An 18,465-nucleotide genomic window follows, 5' to 3' on the forward strand; every position below is an offset into this window, starting at 1 on the left:
TGGGTGCATGTGCGCCGCGAGGCTGCTCCTTGCGAGGCCGCGTTGACCGTCCGTTAGGCGACGTCAGCGCGGCGACCCCTCATGCCCGGCAGGGCCTGGGGGGTTTTCCATTTTCCGCAGGCGGCACACTAGGAGCGCACGACTCGCGCGTTCGAGGGCGATAGGCAGGGAAGGACACAAACCGATGAGTGGCCAGGCAGAGACCTCGACCGAAGAGGTTCCGCAGCACCGCTACACCGCGGAGACGGCGGTCGAGATCGAGCAGCGGTGGCAGCAGCGGTGGGAGGAGCGCGGCACCTTCCACGCGCCCAACCCCGCCGGGTCGCTCAAGGGAGACGTGCCCGAGGACAAGCTGTTCATCCAGGACATGTTCCCCTACCCCTCGGGCGCCGGGCTGCACGTCGGGCACCCGCTGGGCTTCATCGGCACCGACGTCTACGCCCGCTTCCACCGGATGCTGGGCCACAACGTGCTGCACACCATGGGCTTCGACTCGTTCGGCCTGCCCGCCGAGCAGTACGCGGTGCAGACCGGCACCCACCCGCGGACCACCACCGAGCAGAACATCGAGCGCTACCTGGGCCAGATCCGCCGCCTGGGCCTGGGCCACGACGAGCGCCGCCGGATCGCCACCACCGACATCGAGTTCTACCGCTGGACGCAGTGGATCTTCCTGCAGATCTTCAACGCCTGGTACGACACCGAGGCGGGCCGGGCGCGGCCGATCGGCGAGCTGGAGGAGCAGTTCGCCAACGGCGAGCGCGCGACCCCGGACGGCCGCCCGTGGGCCGAGCTGACCCGTGCCGAGCAGCGCGAGATCATCGACTCGCACCGGCTGGCCTACGTCTCCGAGGCGCCGGTCAACTGGGCGCCGGGCCTGGGCACCGTGGTGGCCAACGAGGAGGTCACCGCCGACGGCCTGACCGAGCGCGGCAACTTCCCGGTGTTCCGCCGCAACCTGAAGCAGTGGATGATGCGGATCACCGCCTACGCCGACCGCCTGGTCGACGACCTGGACCGGCTGGACTGGTCGGAGCAGGTCAAGACCATGCAGCGGAACTGGATCGGCCGCTCGCAGGGCGCGAACGTGGTGTTCCCGCTGGACGGCTCGGCGCAGCGCGTCGAGGTCTTCACCACCCGCCCGGACACGCTGTTCGGCGTGACCTACCTGGTGCTGGCCCCGGAGCACCCGCTGGTCGACGAGCTGACCGCGGCGGCGTGGCCGGAGGGCGCGGACGACCGCTGGACCGGTGGCGCGGCCACCCCGGCGGAGGCCGTCGCGCAGTACCGGCGCGCCGCGTCGATGAAGTCCGACCTGGACCGCCAGGAGAACAGGGAGAAGACCGGCGTCTTCACCGGTGCCTGGGCCACCAACCCGGTCAACGGCGAGCAGATCCCGGTGTTCATCGCCGACTACGTGCTGATGGGCTACGGCACCGGCGCGATCATGGCGGTGCCCGGCGAGGACACCCGCGACCACGAGTTCGCCGAGGTCTTCGGGCTGCCGATCATCCGCACCGTGCAGCCGCCCGCCGACTTCGACGGCGGCGCCTTCACCGGTTCCGGCCCGCGGATCAACTCCGCCAACCCGGAGATCGGGCTGGACCTCAACGGCATGGACCTGGCGGAGGCCAAGAAGGCGATCACCAGCTGGCTGGAGGAGCACGGCCACGGCCGCGGCACCGTGCAGTACAAGCTGCGCGACTGGCTGTTCGCCCGGCAGCGCTACTGGGGCGAGCCGTTCCCGATCGTCTACGGCGAGGACGGCCTGCCGCAGGCGCTGCCCGAGGACCAGCTGCCGGTGGTCCTGCCGGAGGTCGAGGACTACTCGCCGCGCACCTTCGACCCGGAGGACGCCGACAGTCGCCCGGAGCCGCCGCTGGCCAAGGCCACCGAGTGGGCGAACCTGGAGCTGGACCTGGGCGACGGGCTCAAGCACTACCACCGGGACACCAACGTGATGCCGCAGTGGGCCGGTTCCTGCTGGTACCAGCTGCGCTACATCGACCCGGACAACTCCGAGCGGTTCGTCGACCCGGCCAACGAGCAGTACTGGATGGGCAAGCGGCCCGAGCTGCACGGCCCGCGCGACCCGGGTGGCGTGGACCTGTACATCGGCGGCATGGAGCACGCGGTCCTGCACCTGCTGTACTCGCGGTTCTGGCAGAAGGTGCTGTTCGACCTGGGGTACCTGTCGGCGGAGGAGCCGTACCGGCGGCTGTTCAACCAGGGCTACATCCAGGCCTACGCCTACACCGACTCGCGCGGCGTCTACGTGCCGGCCGAGGAGGTCGAGGAGCGCGACGGCAAGTACTTCTACCAGGGCCAGGAGGTCCGGCGGGAGTACGGGAAGATGGGCAAGAGCCTGAAGAACTCCGTCTCCCCGGACGAGATGGTCGACAGCTACGGCGCGGACACGCTGCGGCTGTACGAGATGGCGATGGGGCCGCTGGACTCCTCGCGGCCGTGGGCGACCAAGGACGTCGTCGGCTCGCACCGCTTCCTGCAGCGGCTGTGGCGCAACGTCGTCGACGAGAACACCGGTGAGCTGCGGGTGACCGACGAGGAGCCGGACGTCGAGGTGGTGCGCGCGCTGCACAAGACCATCGCCGGGGTCCGCGAGGACTACGCCGAGCTGCGGTTCAACACCGCGGTGGCGAAGCTGATCGAGTTCAACAACCGGATCACCAAGGCCTACTCGGCCGCGGCGGGCACGCCGCGCTCGGTGGTGGAACCGCTGGTGCTGATGGCCGCGCCGCTGACGCCGCACCTGGCCGAGGAGCTGTGGTCCCGGCTGGGGCACGCGGAGAGCCTGGCGCACGGGCCGTTCCCGGTTGCCGACGAGCAGTACCTGGTCGAGGACACCGCGGAGTACCCGATCCAGGTCAACGGCAAGGTCCGCTCCCGGGTCGTGGTGCCGGCATCGGCGGACCAGGACGCGGTGAAGGCCGCGGCGCTGGCCGACGAGAAGATCGTCGCGGCACTGGACGGCAAGGAACCGCGCAAGGTCATCGTGGTCCCGGGCCGCCTGGTCAACGTCGTCGCTTGAGTTCCACCCGTGAGCGGTTTGGGGCGCTATGGCACCCCAAACCGCTCACGGCCTTTGCGGCGCTGACGTCAGGCGCGCGCCACGGTGTCGATGACGACGCAGGCGACGTTGTCGGGAGCTCCCGCGTCGTGGACCTGCTGCGCGAAGCTGTCGACCGCTTCCTGCGGGGCGGCGGCTGAGCCGAGGACGTCGTGCAGGACCTGTTCGCCCAGCACCGCGTGCAGACCGTCCGAGCAGAGCAGGTACCGGTCTCCGGTACGCGCTTCGCGCAGGTGCATGTCCGGCTCCACCGCGCCGCCGCTGACCAGCGCGCGCAGCAGCTCGGCGCGCTTCGGGTGGACCGCCGCTTCCTCCGCGGTCAGCCTGCCCTCGTCCACCAGCGATTGAACGAACGTGTGGTCGTGGGTGATCTGCGTCAGCTTGCCCCCGCGCAGCAGGTACGCGCGCGAATCGCCCACGTGCGCCAGGGCGAAGCTCGTCCCCGACCACAGCATGGCCGTCAGCGTGGTTCCTGCGTGGTCCTGCGCGACGTCGTCGACGGCTCGCTGCGCTTCGCTCGTCGTGCCACCCAGCACGCTCAGCAGGTCATCGCCGGGCTCTCCGGCGTCGAGCGGTTCGAGCGCCGCGAGCGCCGCTCGTCCCGCGCCCTGGTCGCCGAATCCGTCGGCGACCGCGAACACACGCGTGCCCGCGAACACCGCGTCTTCGTTGCTCTTCCGCACCAAACCGCGATCTGTGCGGGCGGCGTAGCGCAGTTCCCACTCCGGCATTCCGGTCATGTCAGCGTCCTTTCTGGACAGTTCTGCGACGAGGGCGGCGGCCAGTTCACCGCGGGCCGCGGTTTCGGCCTCGATCTGGCGCCAGTAAGAGGAGATCTCCGCGGCCGCGGCCAGCGGTGGCAGGTCGAGCACCACCCGGATCCTGGCCAGCGGCATGCCGAGCGCGCGCAGCCGCGCGACCAGCTGCGCCGTCGCCAGCTGGGCCGGGACGTAGGTCCGGTAGCCCGTGCGCGGGTCGACGTGCGCCGGTGGCAGCAGCGCGAGCTCGTCGTAGAGCCGCAGCGCCTTGGGCGTGAGGCCCGATGCGTGCGCGAAGTCGCCGATGCTCAGTTCGTCCACGGTTCCCTCCTCGTGCCGGGTCCGCCGCCCGGTGACCGGACCTTGCAGCCTTCCCCAAGGTGAAGGTCAAACCCGGTCGGCGAGGTAGCTCACATGGCGGGGTTACTCGCCGGTAACTACGCTTGGAGCAGTCGGTACCGACGAGTGGAGGCTGCGATGGCATTCGAGGCAGGCGAGCTCACGACGCTGCTGGACGGGCGCTGGGCGCACGTCCGCGATCAGGTCCGGGAGGCGCTGGAGGGCATCGACCTGGCGCCCGCCGACGACCTCGACACCGAGAGCCACCGCGCGCACACCCTCGAACAGCTGCGGCAGCTGGCCAAGACCGGCGTCCCGGCCCTCGGTTTCCCGACCGCGCACGGCGGCAGCGGCGACACCGGTGGTTCGGTGGTGTCCCTGGAGATGCTGCCCGGCAACCTGTCGCTGATGGTCAAGTCCGGCGTCCAGTGGGGACTGTTCGGCGGGGCCGTCGTCGCGCTGGGCACCGAGCGCCACCACGAGCGCTACCTGCGCGACATCATCAGCCTGGAGCTGCCGGGCTGCTTCGCGATGACCGAGACCGGTCACGGCTCGGACGTGCAGAACCTGCGCACCACCGCCACCTACGACCCGGAATCGCAGGAGTTCGTGGTGCACACGCCGCACGAGGCGGCGCGCAAGGAGTACATCGGCAACGCCGCCCGCGACGGCCGCATGGCGGTGGTCTTCGCGCAGCTGATCACCGGCGGCGAGAGCCACGGCGTGCACGCGCTGCTGGTGCCGATTCGCGACCAGGACGGCGATCCGCTGCCCGGTGTGGAGATCACCGACTGCGGCCGCAAGGCCGGGCTCAACGGCGTGGACAACGGCCGGATCGTCTTCGACCAGGTCCGCGTGCCGCGCGAGGCGCTGCTCAACCGCTACGGCGACGTCGCCCCGGACGGCACCTACAGCAGCCCGATCGCCAGCAAGGGCAAGCGTTTCTTCACCATGCTCGGCACCCTGATCCGCGGCCGGGTCTCGGTGGCGGGCACGGCGGGCAGCGCTGCCAAGCTCGCGCTGGAGATCGCTCTGCGCTACGGCGACGCGCGCCGCCAGTTCGGCCGTCCCGGCACCGAGGACGAGGTCGTGGTGCTGGACTACCTGGCGCACCAGCGGAAACTGCTGCCCGCGCTGGCCAAGTCGTTCGCCCTGCACTTCGCGCAGGAGGAACTGGTGTCGAGCCTGCACGATGGCTCGGACGACGAGCGGGCGCAGCGCGAGCTGGAATCCCGCGCGGCCGGGCTAAAGGCGATCACCACCTGGCACGCCACCAGCACCATCCAGACCTGCCGCGAGGCCTGCGGCGGCGCCGGCTACCTGGCGGAGAACCAGCTGGCGCAGCTGAAGGCCGACACCGACGTCTTCACCACCTTCGAGGGCGACAACACGGTGCTGCTGCAGCTGGTCGCCAAGGGACTGCTGACCAACTACAAGGACCAGTTCGACGACCTCGGCACGCTCGGCATGGCCAAGTTCCTGGCCGACCAGTTCGTCGGCTCGGTGATCGAGCGGACCGCGACGCGCTCGCTGGTGCAGCGGATCATCGACGCCTCGGGCAAGGACGACATCCTCGACCGCGGCTGGCAGCTCAAGATGTTCGACGACCGCGAGCGCCACGTCCTCGACGGCCTCGGCCGCCGACTGCGGAAGTCCAACCGCAGCAATGCCTTCGAGGTGTTCAACAGTGCGCAGGACCACGTGCTGCGCGCGGGCCGGGTGCACGTGGACCGGCTGGTGCTGGAGGCGTTCGTCGCGGCGATCGAGCGCTGCCGCGACCGGAGGACCGCGGCGCTGCTGAACAAGGTGTGCGACCTCTACGTGCTCTCCACCATCGAGGAGGACCGGGGCTGGTTCCTCGAGCACGAGCGCATCTCGCCGCGCCGCTCGAAGGCGATCATCGAAGCGGTCAACGGCCTGTGCGCCCAGCTCCGCCCGCACGCGGTCGACCTGGTCGCCGCGTTCAACCTCCCGCGCCAGTGGCTCACCGCCCCGATCGCCACCGGGGCGGAAGCCGACCGCCAGCAGGCCCAGCAAGCCCACGACCGAACCCTCCGCTCGTAGGGTCCCGGCCCGGGACGATGCAATTTCAATGGAAATCGGACGTCTGATTTCCATTGAAATCGCGTGGATCCCGACACCCGTCGGCGCGTCGGGTGCCCGACATGCCGCGGGGGCGCAATTTCAATGGAAATCGCGGGTCTGATTTCCATTGAAATTGCGGAAGTTGTCCCGTCGGTTCCGCCGGAGCGGGTGTCGCTGGGCGTGGATCAGTCCTGCAGGAGACTGTTGAGCTCGCGGAAGTCCAGGGCGTCCGCGATCGATTCGTAGCCTCCGGTGGTCAGGACCTCGCGGATTCCCCGCTGCGCCACGGCGTACGCGGCTTGGGCCAGCGCGGCGCCGATGCTGATGCGGGACGCACCGGCCGCTGCCAGCTCCGCGACCGCCGGGGCGCCCGGCCCGGCCAGCACGTTGAGCGGCCGGTCGATGGCGGCCGAGAGTTCGCCGATCACGCCGAGGTTCGTGGTGCCCGGCACGAAGATCCCGTCGGCACCGGCCTCGACGTAGGCGGCCGCCCGGTCGATCGCATCGCGCAGCCGCTCCGCCGGGTCGTCGTGCACCTGGCGCAGGAACGGATCGGTCCGGGCGTTGATGTACAACGGGATTCCCGCCGCATCCGCCGCGGACCGGGCGGCGGCGATGCGGGCGACCTGCTCGTCAACCGGCCGCAGCACCGGGCCCGTGCTGTCCTCGATGTTGACGCCGATCGCGCCCGCGTCCAGCACCAGCCGGATGGTTTCGGCGACGCCGTCCGGGGTGTCCGCGAATCCGCTCTCGACGTCGGCGGTGACGGGGAGTTCCACCGCTGCGGCGACGCGCGCGATGAGGTCGATGGCGAGCTGCCGGTTGAGCTGGTCGCCGTCGGGCGCACCGAGGCTCCAGGCGACGCCCGCGCTGGTGGTGGCGACGGCTGTCGCCCCGGCGTCGGCGACCAGCCGTGCGCTGGCCACGTCCCAGGCGTTGGCGAGGACCAGCGGGGCTTCCGCGCGGTGCAGGGCGTGGAACCGCTCCGCCTTGTCGTGCTGGGAGATCGTCATGATCACAGTCAAGCAGGCCCAGCTCTCCCGGGCTCGCGGATTTCCGACGCGTTCAACTCCTCCGGTCGGATGAAGATGGATTGACGTGGAACCGATCCGGCTCGCGTGCGTCACATCTGGGACGAGCGGATGCCGACATGGTTGCGAGGCACGATGAAACCCCTGCTCCGGAAGGTCACCACCGCTGCGCTGAGCGCCGCGCTCCTGCTGAGCACCGCCGCGGTGTCCACAGCAGCGGCGGAAGGCGTTGCCGGCCCGAGCATCGAGTGCGCGTCCGCGGCCAGCGGTCAGGGCCCGTTCTACCCCGGCCCGTCGGCTTCGCACGTCTACGACAAGGCTTTCGGCAAGGGGCCGGCGGTGCCGGAGCTGGGCAGCTCGACGCCGCAGGGCCTGGCGACCTGGACCGGCTGGGACGGCGCGGGCAAGGACCTGCTGCTGGTCACCTCCTACGGGAAGTCCGGCAAGGACGCGCTGATCATCGGCATCGACCCGAAGACCGGCGCGCACGTCGGCACGGTCGCCATCGCCGAATCGCACGTCGGCGGCATCGCGGTCAGCAAGGGCTGGGCCTTCGTGCAGGGCCGCCCGTCCGGGAGCACGCCGACCATCCGCAAGTACAAGCTCACCGAGCTGCGCGACGCGATGAAGAAGAGCGGCACCCCGTACCTCAAGCAGACCGGTGAAGCCCAGAAGGTCACCGCGGCGTCGTTCCTGACCGCCGACGGCGGAACGCTCTACGCGGGCAAGTTCAGCGAAACCGGCCGCGGCACCATGCAGTCGTACCAGGTCGGCGACGACGGCTCGCTGACCGAGCAGAAGACCTACGAGGTCCCGATGAAGACCCAGGGCCTGATGGTCACCAAGGACCACTTCGTCTACAGCACCTCCTACGGCCGCACCAACCGCAGCAACCTCTACGTGGTCGACAAGGGCGCCACCGACATCGACATCCCGTCGACCGAGTGCTACCGCGCGCCCAGCATGACGGAGGGCATCGCGCAGTACGGCGACCAGGCCTTCCTGCTGTTCGAGTCGGGCTCCTACCAGTACCCCGACGCCCGCAACGTCATCAAGAACCTGCACAAGGGCACGGTCTCGGCGGTGACGAACCCCTGACGGAAACGGCGGCCCGAGCACCCCACGGGCCGCCGTTGTCCTCTCGTCTCAGGCTCGCAGCCGGACCACCTCCGGGTGCGAGCCGAACAGGCTCACCGGCCGCCGGTCGAGCAGCTCCAGCCCGGCTGATCCCGCGTCGGCCAGGTCGGGTTCCGGCAGCAGCAGGACCGCGCGGCCACCCGGCCGCAGGACCCGGCGCAGCTCCCGCCAGAACCGCGCGGGCTCGCGTGCGAGTACCCCGGCAGGCGGGACCTGGCGGTCCCACGGCGGATTGCTCACCACCAGATCCACCGAGCCGGTCGCCACCGGCAGCCGACCAGCGTCGGCCACCGCCCAGTGCCCGGTGGTCCTTCTGCCGTTGACGGCCGCTGCGGCCACCGCCCGCGGGTCCCGGTCGCAGCCGATGACCGACAGCGAAGACCTGCTCAGCGCGGCTTCGATCGGGATCGTGCCGGTTCCGCAGCACGGATCGAGCAACCGCGCGCCGTCGAACGGCTCGGCCAGCCGGACCAGGGCGCTCGCCAGCGGCGGGTGCAGGCTCCCGGGCCGCGAGATCTGCCGGTACTCCCGCCGGTGCGCCGGACGGGCGCCGATCCGCAGGGCCAGCACGGCTCGGTCGTCGACGACCGTCACCCGCCAGGAACATCCGCCTTCCGGCGGTGCGACACCACCCCGCCTGCTCCGGTACGGCACGCCCAACGCGGCACTGAGCGGAACGCCGACGGCGTCCTCCAGGTCGTACCGGTTGTAGTTGCGCCGTCCGACGAACGACGCCGTGACGTCCACGTGCGCCGACCGCTCCGGCCCGCCGAAGCGCTTCCGCAGGGCCAACATCCGGCGTCCGGGAACCTTAGCGGCGGCTTCCGCCAGCAGCCGGAGGTCGGCCCGGTGCCTGCCGACACCGGTCAGCTCCGCTGCCACGATCAGCACGTCGTCCGCGCAGCGCAGCCCCGCGACTTCCGGGACCGGCTCGGCGCAGTCGAAGAACACCTCGCGGTGCCCGATCCGCCGAACCCGCCCGAACGCCCGGACTTCCGCGGCCACCAGGGTTTCCACACCTCGCACCGTTCGCGCCACCAGGCGCGCGGCCGTCACAGCGCGACGACGGTGCCAGGACGTGGTTCAGCTCCGGCGCGCGACGGCGCCGGTGCGGAGGAGATCATCCGTTTTTCTCCCACGTCGCGACCCGGGACGGCGGACCAGCCGTCCCGCATCGCCGGCGAGGGGATGCCCGCAACCCGCCAGCGGTCGCGTCAGAATCGGAAGAAGAACTTCATGGCGGACATGCTAGGGAAGCAGTCAGCGCGCGGTCGACCGGTTTTCGCCGCGGCGCGTCCTGGCGTCACATCACTGCCGCTGTCTCCGCGTTGACGGCCGCCCGGACGGCCTCTCCGAATGCCGTGCCCCGGCTGATCTGCTTCAGCTGAGCACGCTCGATCTTGGTGAGCGGCAACTGGTGGTGCATGCCGGTGCTGTGCACGAGCGCCGCGAGCAGGACCAGGCGGCCTTCGGAAGGCAACTCCTGGCGGGCGAAGGCGCGGAGCTCGTTCAGCACCGCGTTCCGGACCGCCGGGTCCGGGTACCAGCAGTCGTGCGGGATGAGCCCGAGCAAGTGCTTCTCCCCGCGCCGCAGGCGATCCCGGCGCGCGAGGGCGACCTGGTGCGCGGCTAGCGCGGAGTTCCAGCCACCCGACAGCGGGCTACGGCCCCGGAGGTACTTCGACACGGACAGGGGTTTGCGCTTTGCGACCGCGTGTTTTTGCAGCAGCGCGAGCCCACCGTCGAACCAGGGAAATCCGGTCGGCGCGGGGTCGAGCACCCGAATCTTCCACCCGACGAAGTCGATGCGCTGCCAGAGCAGGAAGTCCGCGAGCTCGGCGGCTCCCGCGTGGTCGGCGGCCATGACCCGGCCCCCGGTCGGCTTGTGCGCCAGCAGCATGAACTGCTCGGCCAGCGAAAGATCCATGCCCCCATGCTGCAACACCCCGGCGCGGTTCCGGGCCCGTTGGAACCGAAAGACCCGCACCCGGACCGAGAAACCGGCTTCGACCTGCCGGGTACGTGCACCGGACCAGGGATTTCGTCGTCCTCCGTGATGATCGGGAACTCGCGCGTATTGCTGGACAGTTCGGTGTTCGCCGTGTGCTTGGATGTCGTTCGTGAGCCAAGCATCCGAGCAGACGAACAGATTGATGCTTCGCGCTCGCGATGCGATGGACCGCTCTTACGCCGAACCGCTGGACGTGCCCGCCCTCGCGCGGATCGCGCACGTCTCGCCGGGGTACTTCAACCGCAGGTTCCGCGCGGTTTTCGGGGAAACACCGCACCGCTACCTCCAGCGGCGGCGGGTGGAGCGCGCCATGTGGCTGCTGCGGGAGGACGCGCGCAGCGTCACCGAGATCTGCTTCGCGGTCGGTTTCTCCAGCCTCGGCACGTTCAGCCGCACCTTCCACGACATCGTCGGCGTCTCGCCGACCGACTACCGCGAGCAGAACCGCGGCGGTGCGACCGGCGTCCCCACCTGCTTCACGAAGAGCTGGACGCGACCGGTCAGTTCTGGATAAGCACCCGCGAGGTGCCACCGCATAGCGTTGTGACCATGTTCAACGCAGTGACTCTCTCCCAGATCTACGTGCTCGACCAGGCCGAGGCGTACGACTTCTACGTGGGCAAGCTCGGCTTGGAGGTCGGCAGCGACCAGGACCTCGGCTTCATGCGCTGGCTCACCGTCCACGCGCCCGGCGACCCCGGGCGGCAGATCCTGCTGGAGCGGCCCGGCCCGCCGGCCATGTCCGAAGAGCTCGCCGAGCAGGTGCGCGACCTGATCACGAAGGGGGTCATGGGCGGTTGGCTCGGACTGACCACCGACGACTGCCAGCAGACCTACGAAACCCTGCTGGCCAAGGGCGTCGAGTTCACCGACGAGCCCACGGAGCGCCCCTACGGCATCGACTGCGGCCTCCGCGACCCCTTCGGCAACCGGATCCGCTTCACCCAGCCGAAGCAGTGATCCGATCGCGCTTCAGGCGAAGCCGGTCTCCCGGGTGAGTTCGTGGAGCATCGCTTCGAAGAGGCGGTCGGCGTGCTTGAGGTCGAACGGGAAGCGGCCGAAGACCTCCAGCGCCACGTGGCCGTAGAGGCGGACCCACCAGCGCAGCAGGAAGTGCATCACGTCCGGGCGCAGCGCTTCCGGCGGGAGCTCGATGCCCGCGGTGGAGAACGCCGCCGCCAGCGATTCCTGGTGGGAGCTCAGGTCGGGCAGCTCGACCGGCAGCGCCGCGGGCCCCACCAGGATCGCGCCCTCGGCCAGGAACGGGCCGACGATGCCGAGGAAGACGTCGGCGAAGCGGTCCGGCCGGCGCTGGTCGGCGTCGGCCCGCGGGCTGGCGAAGACCAGCGCGAACTCCTCCGGGTGCGCCAGCGCCCAGCGGCGGAACTCGCGGCACACCGCGAAGATCTTGTCCACGAACTCGGCGCCGACCTCGTCGGAGGCGCGGTGCAGTTCCGCCGCCAGGTCGGTGCAGATGTCGTCGCAGAGCTGCCGGAGCAGGTCCTCGCGGGATTCGTAGTAGCGGTACAGCGCCGGGGCGGTGATGCCCAGCTCGCGCGCGATGGCCCGCAGGGTGACCGCGTCGCTGCCGCGGTCGACCAGCAGTGCCCGCGCGTGCTGGCGGATGTCCTGTTCGGTGGCGGCGCGGAGTCGCTCGCGCCGAGTCACCCCGGTCAAGTGGCACCTCCTGTGGACGCCGGTGGGGCCCTAGCGATTGTGGCCCATCCGGCCGCCGGGCCGGGGGCCTTCTTCGCATTCGCACCGAATGCCGCGCGGCGGCGAATGATCCCGGCGTCCGCCGCGTTGCAGCTCGTGGGCAGACTGATCGGGCCCGCACCGGATGACCAGCGAACTTGGAGGCACCATGACCGCCGGAGTGCAGGAAGTCGTCGTCTACACCCGTCCCGGCTGCCCCTTCTGCACCTCGTTGCGCGCCGGTCTGCGGCGGCAGGGGCTGGAGTTCACCGAGGTGAACATCTGGGAGGACGCGGAGGCGGCGGCGATCGTGCGCGGCATCGCCGACGGCAACGAGACCGTCCCGACCGTGGTCGTCGGCGAGTGGCAGGCGGTCAACCCGTCGGCGAGCAGCGTGCTGGACGCGGTCGCCGAGCACGCCCCGGGCCTGCTGCCCGAGTCGAAGCCCGGGCTGATCGACGGCGCGCTGAAGGCGGTCGGGCTGCGCAAGGATTCGTGACCGGTACACACCGAGGGCCGACCGCACGGGGGGCGTTGCGGTCGGCCCTTGGGCGGTTGCGATCGTCGGTGGCGCGATACCGGCGAGCAGCAACCTGTTCAGTCTGACGCCGGACAATGCGGAAAAGATCCGCATCTGGCCGCAAGTTAGCTCGAACGGTGGACCCCCGGAAGCTCCACAGTGGCCCGCCGGAACGACGAACGGCCCGCTCTCCTCGATCGAGGTGAACGGGCCGCTCGGGTTCTGATCGGCGTTGTCCGGTCGGCATCGGTCGGTCAGTCCACCGCCCGGGCCGCCCCGGTCCCGGCGACCGGGGAGTGCTCCGGGGCGGCCTGGCTGGTGTCGACGGTCTCCCCCGCCGTCGGGGGTGCCCAGTCGCGCCACCCGCTCGTCGGCGGCGGGAGCGTCGTGGCGGAGTCGGGGGTCTCCGCGCCGTCCGGGAGCTGCGCGGCGAAGAGGCTGCGGATCGCGGCCAGCGGCTCGGCGAACCAGTCGGTCGTCGGGGTCGGGTCGAGGATCTGAGTGCTCATTGCCATGCCCCACAGCCTGGTGTTCAGGGGGTATTTGCGGGATCCGTACCTCTACTCAGTTGTTACTCATCGGTAATCAGCGTGCTGCGACGTTCGGGTGACGTAAGAACCACTGAGGTCACCGCGCGTGGGTGCGCTCGCGACCGCGCCGCGCCGATCGGTGTAGCGGTGCCTACGATCGCCGCAGAGGACGTTCTGACGCGCTGTGTCGGGCGGGCGTTCCCACCCGCGCCGGAGCGCGTCGATGCGGCTTATGCAGAAGGCTTCGGAAAGGTATGGTCTAGACCATGTCGCGTTTGACTGGTGTCGGAGTCAGCTCCGGCCGCGCCTCGGGGCCGGTCGCCCGGGTCGCCGATCCACTGCCCGAACCGCCCGCCACTCCCGCGCCGACCGATCCGTCCGCCGAGGCCGCGCGCATCCGCCCCGCCGCCGACGCGGTGGCCGAGCAGCTGTTCCAGCGCGCCGCGCGCGTCGAGGGCGATGCGAAGGCGGTCCTGGAGACCACCGCCGCGATGGCGATGGACCCGGCGCTGATCTCGCAGGCCGAACAACAGGTCACCGCCCGCTCGCTGCCCGCTGCCCGCGCGGTCTTCGAAGCCGCGAACGGCTTCGCCGATGCGCTGCGCGCGGCAGGCGGCTACATGGCCGAACGAGCCCGCGACGTGCAGGACGTGCGGGATCGGATCATCGCCGAACTGCACGGCGTGACCCCGCCCGGAGTGCCCGAGCTGGAGCGTCCGAGCGTGCTGCTGGCGCGCGACCTCGCCCCCGCCGACACCGCCGACCTCGACCCGGCGCTGGTGCTCGCGCTGGTCACCGAGGAGGGCGGCCCGACCAGCCACACCGCGATCCTGGCGCGCGCGCTGGGCATCCCGGCCGTGGTCGCGGTCCGCGGCGTGCTCGGCTCCCCGGACGCGATCGGTGCCGTCGTCGACGGCGACAGCGGCGCGGTCGAGCTCAGCGACCAGGACGTCCCGGTGCGGGCCGCCGAGCGGGCCTCGGCCGCCGAGTGGAACGGCGTCGGCGAAACCGCCGATGGCGAGCCGGTCAAGGTCGTCGCCAACGTCGGGTCGAACGCGGACGCGAGCGCGGCGGCAGCCGCCGGCGCGCAGGGCGTCGGCTTGTTTCGCACCGAGTTCTGCTACCTGGCCGCCGACGACGAACCGGGCGTCGAGACCCAGCGCGCGGCGTACCACGAGGTGCTAGCGCCGTTCGCGGGCAAGCCGGTCGTCGTGCGCACCCTCGACGCTGGTGCGGACAAGCCGCTGGCGTTCCTGGACATGGGCGACGAGCCGAACCCGGCGCTCGGCGTGCGCGGCCTGCGGGTGGCCTTCGACCGGCCGGAGGTGCTGGACCGGCAGCTGACCGCCATCGCAGGCGCGGCCGCCGACTCCGGCGCGGAGGTCTCGGTGATGGCGCCGATGGTCGCCACCGCCGCGGAAGCCGCCTGGTTCGCCGAGCGGGTCCGCGCGGCCGGGCTGTCCCGGGCCGGTGTGATGATCGAGATCCCGGCGGCCGCGCTGAGCGCCCGGGAGATCCTGGCGGCCGTCGACTTCGTCAGCATCGGCACCAACGACCTGGCCCAGTACGTGTTCGCCGCGGACCGGATGGCCGGCGCGCTCGCCGAGCTCAACGACCCGTGGCAGCCCGCGCTGCTGCGCCTGATCGAGATGATCGGCCGGGCCGGGCGCGAGCTGGGCAAGCCGGTCGGCGTGTGCGGTGAGGCGGCGTCCGACCCGCTGCTGGCGGGAGTGCTGGCGGGCCTCGGCGCGACCAGCCTGTCGATGGCCGCAGCGGCGGTCCCGGCGGTCGGCGCGGCGCTGGCCGAGCACCCGATGGCGACCTTCCAGAAGGCGGCCGAAGCGGCCCTCGCCGCGGCCGACCCGGCCAAGGCCCGCGAAGCCGTCAAGTCCATCCTCGCCCACTGACCCGCAACTTCCATTGAAATTGGACATCCGATTTCAATGGAACTTGCGAACCGTCGGTGTGTCGCAGCCCGACACACCGACGGTTGTGGAGGGACCGACGCGATTTCAATGGAAATCAGACGTCCGATTTCCATTGAAATCGCGGAAGGCGTCAGGCGAGGACCGGGCGGACCAGGTCGCGGAGGTGGGCCGATGGCCGGATGCCCAGCTCCCGGTCCAGGAGGCTCTCGTAGCGGCGGTAGTGGCGGACCGCCTGCGCCGGGTTGGCCTGCTGCAGCAGGACCTTCACCACCGCGCAGTGCGCCGTCTCGCGGAACGGCTCCACCTGGGTCGCCGCCTGCGCGATCTCCAGAGCGCTGGCCAGGTGCCGGGACTGCACCAGCCGCTCGGCCGCGACCTCCAGCGCGTGCACCTGGAGCTGCTGCAGGCGCTCCCGCTCGGTGAGCACCCAGTCGTCGTACCAGCCCGGCAGCAGCGGCTCGTGGCCCGCCAGGTCGCGGCCGATCTCCGCGCAGTCGGCAGGCGAGTCGCCCGAACCGTCCGCCAGCAGGTAGCGCCCCGCGGCGACCAGTCCGTCGATGTCCAGCGAAACCAGCGGTGCCAGCTCGATCTCGTGCTGCGTGCTGATCAGCGCGCCCCTGGCCCGCTGGCGCACCCGCCACAGCGTGGTCCGCAGGTTGGCCAGCGCGTTCTGGTCGTCGCTCTCCGGCCACAGGACGCCGGCGGCGTAGTCGCGCTGGGTGCGCCCGCGCAGGGCGAGCAGGGCGAGCAGGCGCTGTCCGCTGCTGGACATCGCCACCGCCTCGCCGCCCGCCTGCAGCTCCCAGCCGCCCAGCAGCGTCAGCCGGAACGGCTGATCGGGCTGCGCTGGCGTGCGCGTCCGTCGGCGTTCCGCCTGCTGCACCGTGCCACCGCTCATCGTTCCCCCCTCGACCGGACTGAAACGGGCTCTTCCCCTCCCGACCACCGGCTTCGCGCACCGGCTACCGGGGAGCCCACACCAGCTCCCATCGGGTGGTTCCGGTCGGCTGTTACGGAACTACCCAACGTGACCAAAAGTCCTGTTTCGGCTGGTAGATCACCTGGACGTGGGCAGCGCGAAAAGACGAACCCCGGTCCCGCCGTGCGGTACCGGAGCTCGCCCTCCCCCCTTGGAACCGGACTCACGCCGCCGTCGGCGGGCGCCACCGTCCGGAGTGCTTGCGGTGCCGGGCGTGCGGACGGGTCGCCTGGCGGCGGGCCCGCACCTTGCGCACGAGCCGGGTGAGCCGCCGGCCCGTCCGGATCGCGAACGCGGTGCCGCCGACCCAGGGCACCAGCAGGATCAGCATCGACAGGACCGCCAGCAGCAGGATCCCCACGTTCCCCTGGCCGCCCGCGCCCAGCGCGACCTCGCCGTAGTGCAGGGCCCGGTCCGTCCCGGTCGCCAGGTAGAACGGCAGCCGGATCAGCAGCAGCGTCAACGCGATGATCAGCAGCGGAACCACGATCAGCACCCAGGTCGTGACCAGCAGCTGCACCCGCGGGCGCAGCGCCTGGTGCATCGTCGTGCCGTCGTCGGGCTTCCCGCGCATCCGGCGCCACACCGGGCCGACGAACGCGAACAGGTTCGGCACGCCCACCAGGTCGCCCAGGATCAGGTAGCCGTCCAGCCGCAGCAGAGGCACCAGCTGCTGGAGTATCTGCAGGTGGTTGAGCACCATGAACACCACCAGCGCCGGGATCCCGGTCACCTGGTAGAGCCCGAACATCGCCACGATGAAGATCGCGTTGAAGTAGATCCCGCCCAGGTCGGTGCGCAGCCGCCCGCGCCGGTCGAGCCGGTAGGCGTCGGTGACGTTGGTGTAGAAGGCCGGGTAGAGGATCAGGATGCCGACCCCGATCCCGCCCGGTCTCGCGCCGCCGTAGTGGCAGCCCGCGGCGTGGCCGAACTCGTGGAACAGCGTGGCGAAGATCCACAGCGCCATCAGCGTCAGCATCAGGATCGGATCGCCGACGGAGCGGTGGAACGCGGCGTCGATGCCGCCGGACATCACCAGCCACACGTCGACGCCGACGAACATGGCCAGCATCAGCGCGATCACCGGCGGCCGGTAGAACGGCGCGAAGATCGCCGCCGCGACGCGGACGAACCCCGGCGGCAGCAGCTGGGTGTTGAACACCAGCGACAGCAGCGGGTCCGAGCGCGGCGGGTCCGGCAGCGGCTCGGTCGTGGTGGCGATGCCCATCGGGTGCAGCTTGCGGTCGACGAGGAACGCCACGTCCGCGGGCGTGACCTCCGTGCCCAGGTCCCGGTTCAGCTGCTCGGCCACCTCGCGGAGGTTCCGTTCCCCGTCGAGCCGGCTCGCCACCTCGTGCAGCAGCGGGGACACGAGCACCATCTGCCCGTCGGCCCGCGAGACCAGGTAGCGCGGTTCCTCGTACCCGCCGCCCTCGTACTCGCCCAGCAGCGCCACGCCCTCGACGAGCCGGGGGACCGCGTTCTCATCCGTCGAGTCCACGGCCTCGACCTCGGTAGCTTCTGACATGACATCCTCCGGGGCAGCGCAGCCCTGAGCCCGCCCGCGGGCAGGCCCTGATCTCGGTCGCGCGCCTGGCCGGGAACGGGTCCACTCCGCTCCCGGCCAGGCGGCTCATCAGTCGTTGAATTCGATGTTGGCCACGTTGCTGGCATCGATGTCCTGCCCGATGTCACCACCGATGTTGACCGCGACGATGATGTTGAACTGGTTGACGATGGCGATGTTTCCGACGCCGAAGTTGCCGCTGAGCGCTTCCCGCGAGGGCAGCAGCTCCACCGACTGGCTCGACAGCTCGAATCCGTGCATCTCTGTCTCCTCCGTGGCTGTGGACCCGGGCCGCTCACCGCGCGCAGCAGCGGTGAGCGGCCGGGAACTCATCAGCTGGTACCGGGTCAGTGCTTGGCGCTCTGGTCGACGTTGGCGTTGTTGAACGCCGTCACGTCGACGTCACCGGCGAAGGAGTCGTTGTCGACGTCAACGTCGACGTCCTGGTCGACGTCGATGTCCTGGTCGATGTCCCCTCCGAAGTTGTCCCACCAGCAGCCACCGAGGGCCTTGCGCTCGGGAAGCAGTTCTGCGAACTCGTGGGTCTCGAACATGGTTGCTCCTAGTTCGTTCGACGGAATTTCGACTGCGGCTCAGCCGCTGGGGACGAGTACGCCAGAGACCCGTCACCAGCCCGTCACCACTGCGTCACGCTGCGCTGCCACCCCGGCGCCCGGTCCGGCGGTGACGCTGCGTGTTCCGCGCACGACCAGGGGAAACCCGGTCCCGACAAGAGCTTTCCTAGATGGATCGGGTGAATCCGGAAAATCCTGCACGGATTCGTCCTCACCCAGCGA

At 70.6% G+C, this 18,465-nt stretch carries 17 protein-coding genes; 7 read left to right on the forward strand and 10 right to left on the reverse strand.

The window, feature by feature from the left end; all coding sequences use genetic code 11:
- The first annotated feature begins 184 nt into the window (after positions 1-184).
- Entirely contained in the window at positions 185-3,049 is a 2,865-nt protein-coding gene (gene leuS, locus ATL45_RS13415) for a leucine--tRNA ligase (protein ID WP_093150758.1), read from the forward strand.
- A 68-nt stretch (positions 3,050-3,117) separates the two neighbouring features.
- Here the strand turns inward: leuS and ATL45_RS13420 are convergent, their stop codons facing one another.
- Entirely contained in the window at positions 3,118-4,167 is a 1,050-nt protein-coding gene (locus ATL45_RS13420) for a MerR family transcriptional regulator (RefSeq protein WP_093150760.1), read from the reverse strand.
- Between the two features lie 156 nt (positions 4,168-4,323).
- Between ATL45_RS13420 and ATL45_RS13425 the strand changes: the two genes are divergently transcribed.
- The gene (locus ATL45_RS13425) at positions 4,324-6,249 is read left to right on the forward strand and encodes an acyl-CoA dehydrogenase family protein (protein ID WP_093150763.1); all 1,926 of its coding nucleotides are present in this window, start codon (positions 4,324-4,326) and stop codon (positions 6,247-6,249) included.
- 206 nt (positions 6,250-6,455) lie between these two features.
- On the opposite strand, the gene ATL45_RS13430 is transcribed toward ATL45_RS13425, so the two are convergent.
- Complete coding sequence (locus ATL45_RS13430; protein WP_093151525.1) at positions 6,456-7,283, reverse strand: isocitrate lyase/PEP mutase family protein; 828 nt, start codon at positions 7,281-7,283, stop codon at positions 6,456-6,458.
- Between the two features lie 153 nt (positions 7,284-7,436).
- On the opposite strand from ATL45_RS13430, the gene ATL45_RS13435 reads away from it, so the two are divergent.
- Entirely contained in the window at positions 7,437-8,399 is a 963-nt protein-coding gene (locus ATL45_RS13435; protein ID WP_093150768.1) for a hypothetical protein, read from the forward strand.
- A gap of 48 nt (positions 8,400-8,447) precedes the next feature.
- Here the strand turns inward: ATL45_RS13435 and ATL45_RS13440 are convergent, their stop codons facing one another.
- Entirely contained in the window at positions 8,448-9,494 is a 1,047-nt protein-coding gene (locus tag ATL45_RS13440) for a methyltransferase domain-containing protein (protein WP_093150772.1), read from the reverse strand.
- A gap of 247 nt (positions 9,495-9,741) precedes the next feature.
- Positions 9,742-10,365 (reverse strand): GOLPH3/VPS74 family protein, encoded by a 624-nt coding sequence (locus ATL45_RS13445; protein ID WP_093150775.1) that lies wholly within the window; start codon positions 10,363-10,365, stop codon positions 9,742-9,744.
- Positions 10,366-10,591: 226 nt separating this feature from the next.
- Here ATL45_RS13445 and ATL45_RS13450 point away from each other — a divergent pair, with 226 nt between their 5' ends.
- Both ATL45_RS13450 and ATL45_RS13455 read left to right on the forward strand, forming a co-directional pair.
- On the forward strand, positions 10,592-10,963 hold the full coding sequence (locus tag ATL45_RS13450) for a helix-turn-helix domain-containing protein (protein ID WP_211841222.1): 372 nt from the start codon (positions 10,592-10,594) through the stop codon (positions 10,961-10,963).
- Positions 10,964-10,998: 35 nt separating this feature from the next.
- A complete protein-coding gene (locus ATL45_RS13455; protein ID WP_093151528.1) occupies positions 10,999-11,409 on the forward strand; it encodes a VOC family protein in 411 nt (136 codons plus the stop codon).
- A 12-nt stretch (positions 11,410-11,421) separates the two neighbouring features.
- Here the strand turns inward: ATL45_RS13455 and ATL45_RS13460 are convergent, their stop codons facing one another.
- Positions 11,422-12,117 carry a TetR/AcrR family transcriptional regulator gene (locus tag ATL45_RS13460; RefSeq protein WP_342775339.1) on the reverse strand — a complete coding sequence of 232 codons (696 nt, stop codon included), beginning with the start codon at positions 12,115-12,117 and terminating at the stop codon, positions 11,422-11,424.
- Between the two features lie 196 nt (positions 12,118-12,313).
- Between ATL45_RS13460 and ATL45_RS13465 the strand changes: the two genes are divergently transcribed.
- A complete protein-coding gene (locus ATL45_RS13465) occupies positions 12,314-12,643 on the forward strand; it encodes a glutaredoxin domain-containing protein (RefSeq protein WP_093150790.1) in 330 nt (109 codons plus the stop codon).
- A gap of 275 nt (positions 12,644-12,918) precedes the next feature.
- Here ATL45_RS13465 and ATL45_RS13470 read toward each other — a convergent pair whose 3' ends face one another.
- Positions 12,919-13,179, reverse strand: a complete 261-nt coding sequence (locus ATL45_RS13470) for a hypothetical protein (protein WP_093150794.1) — start codon at positions 13,177-13,179, stop codon at positions 12,919-12,921.
- Between the two features lie 281 nt (positions 13,180-13,460).
- On the opposite strand from ATL45_RS13470, the gene ptsP reads away from it, so the two are divergent.
- Entirely contained in the window at positions 13,461-15,101 is a 1,641-nt protein-coding gene (ptsP, locus tag ATL45_RS13475; RefSeq protein WP_093150798.1) for a phosphoenolpyruvate--protein phosphotransferase, read from the forward strand.
- Positions 15,102-15,252: 151 nt separating this feature from the next.
- Here the strand turns inward: ptsP and ATL45_RS13480 are convergent, their stop codons facing one another.
- The 4 genes from ATL45_RS13480 to ATL45_RS13495 form a co-directional block, all read right to left on the reverse strand.
- Positions 15,253-16,020, reverse strand: a complete 768-nt coding sequence (locus ATL45_RS13480) for an AfsR/SARP family transcriptional regulator (RefSeq protein WP_093150802.1) — start codon at positions 16,018-16,020, stop codon at positions 15,253-15,255.
- A 244-nt stretch (positions 16,021-16,264) separates the two neighbouring features.
- Positions 16,265-17,629 carry a hypothetical protein gene (locus ATL45_RS13485; RefSeq protein WP_093150804.1) on the reverse strand — a complete coding sequence of 455 codons (1,365 nt, stop codon included), beginning with the start codon at positions 17,627-17,629 and terminating at the stop codon, positions 16,265-16,267.
- A 108-nt stretch (positions 17,630-17,737) separates the two neighbouring features.
- Positions 17,738-17,929, reverse strand: coding sequence for a hypothetical protein (locus ATL45_RS13490; RefSeq protein ID WP_093150808.1), 192 nt, complete (start codon positions 17,927-17,929; stop codon positions 17,738-17,740).
- Between the two features lie 86 nt (positions 17,930-18,015).
- Positions 18,016-18,222 (reverse strand): hypothetical protein, encoded by a 207-nt coding sequence (locus tag ATL45_RS13495; RefSeq protein WP_093150811.1) that lies wholly within the window; start codon positions 18,220-18,222, stop codon positions 18,016-18,018.
- Positions 18,223-18,465: the final 243 nt, after the last annotated feature.

The sequence above is a fragment of the Saccharopolyspora antimicrobica genome, assembly GCF_003635025.1.
GTDB lineage: Bacteria > Actinomycetota > Actinomycetes > Mycobacteriales > Pseudonocardiaceae > Saccharopolyspora > Saccharopolyspora antimicrobica.

What these genes read in the sequence shown, in the direction of transcription:
- leuS (WP_093150758.1), top strand. Translation starts at nt 185, where the DNA reads ATGAGTGGCCAGGCAGAGACCTCGACCGAAGAGGTTCCGCAGCACCGC.
- ATL45_RS13425 (WP_093150763.1), top strand. Translation starts at nt 4,324, where the DNA reads ATGGCATTCGAGGCAGGCGAGCTCACGACGCTGCTGGACGGGCGCTGG.
- ATL45_RS13430 (WP_093151525.1), bottom strand. Translation starts at nt 7,283, where the DNA reads ATGACGATCTCCCAGCACGACAAGGCGGAGCGGTTCCACGCCCTGCAC.
- ATL45_RS13435 (WP_093150768.1), top strand. Translation starts at nt 7,437, where the DNA reads ATGAAACCCCTGCTCCGGAAGGTCACCACCGCTGCGCTGAGCGCCGCG.
- ATL45_RS13445 (WP_093150775.1), bottom strand. Translation starts at nt 10,365, where the DNA reads ATGGATCTTTCGCTGGCCGAGCAGTTCATGCTGCTGGCGCACAAGCCG.
- ATL45_RS13450 (WP_211841222.1), top strand. Translation starts at nt 10,592, where the DNA reads ATGCTTCGCGCTCGCGATGCGATGGACCGCTCTTACGCCGAACCGCTG.
- ATL45_RS13455 (WP_093151528.1), top strand. Translation starts at nt 10,999, where the DNA reads ATGTTCAACGCAGTGACTCTCTCCCAGATCTACGTGCTCGACCAGGCC.
- ATL45_RS13465 (WP_093150790.1), top strand. Translation starts at nt 12,314, where the DNA reads ATGACCGCCGGAGTGCAGGAAGTCGTCGTCTACACCCGTCCCGGCTGC.
- ATL45_RS13470 (WP_093150794.1), bottom strand. Translation starts at nt 13,179, where the DNA reads ATGGCAATGAGCACTCAGATCCTCGACCCGACCCCGACGACCGACTGG.
- ptsP (WP_093150798.1), top strand. Translation starts at nt 13,461, where the DNA reads ATGTCGCGTTTGACTGGTGTCGGAGTCAGCTCCGGCCGCGCCTCGGGG.
- ATL45_RS13480 (WP_093150802.1), bottom strand. Translation starts at nt 16,020, where the DNA reads ATGAGCGGTGGCACGGTGCAGCAGGCGGAACGCCGACGGACGCGCACG.
- ATL45_RS13485 (WP_093150804.1), bottom strand. Translation starts at nt 17,629, where the DNA reads ATGTCAGAAGCTACCGAGGTCGAGGCCGTGGACTCGACGGATGAGAAC.
- ATL45_RS13490 (WP_093150808.1), bottom strand. Translation starts at nt 17,929, where the DNA reads ATGCACGGATTCGAGCTGTCGAGCCAGTCGGTGGAGCTGCTGCCCTCG.
- ATL45_RS13495 (WP_093150811.1), bottom strand. Translation starts at nt 18,222, where the DNA reads ATGTTCGAGACCCACGAGTTCGCAGAACTGCTTCCCGAGCGCAAGGCC.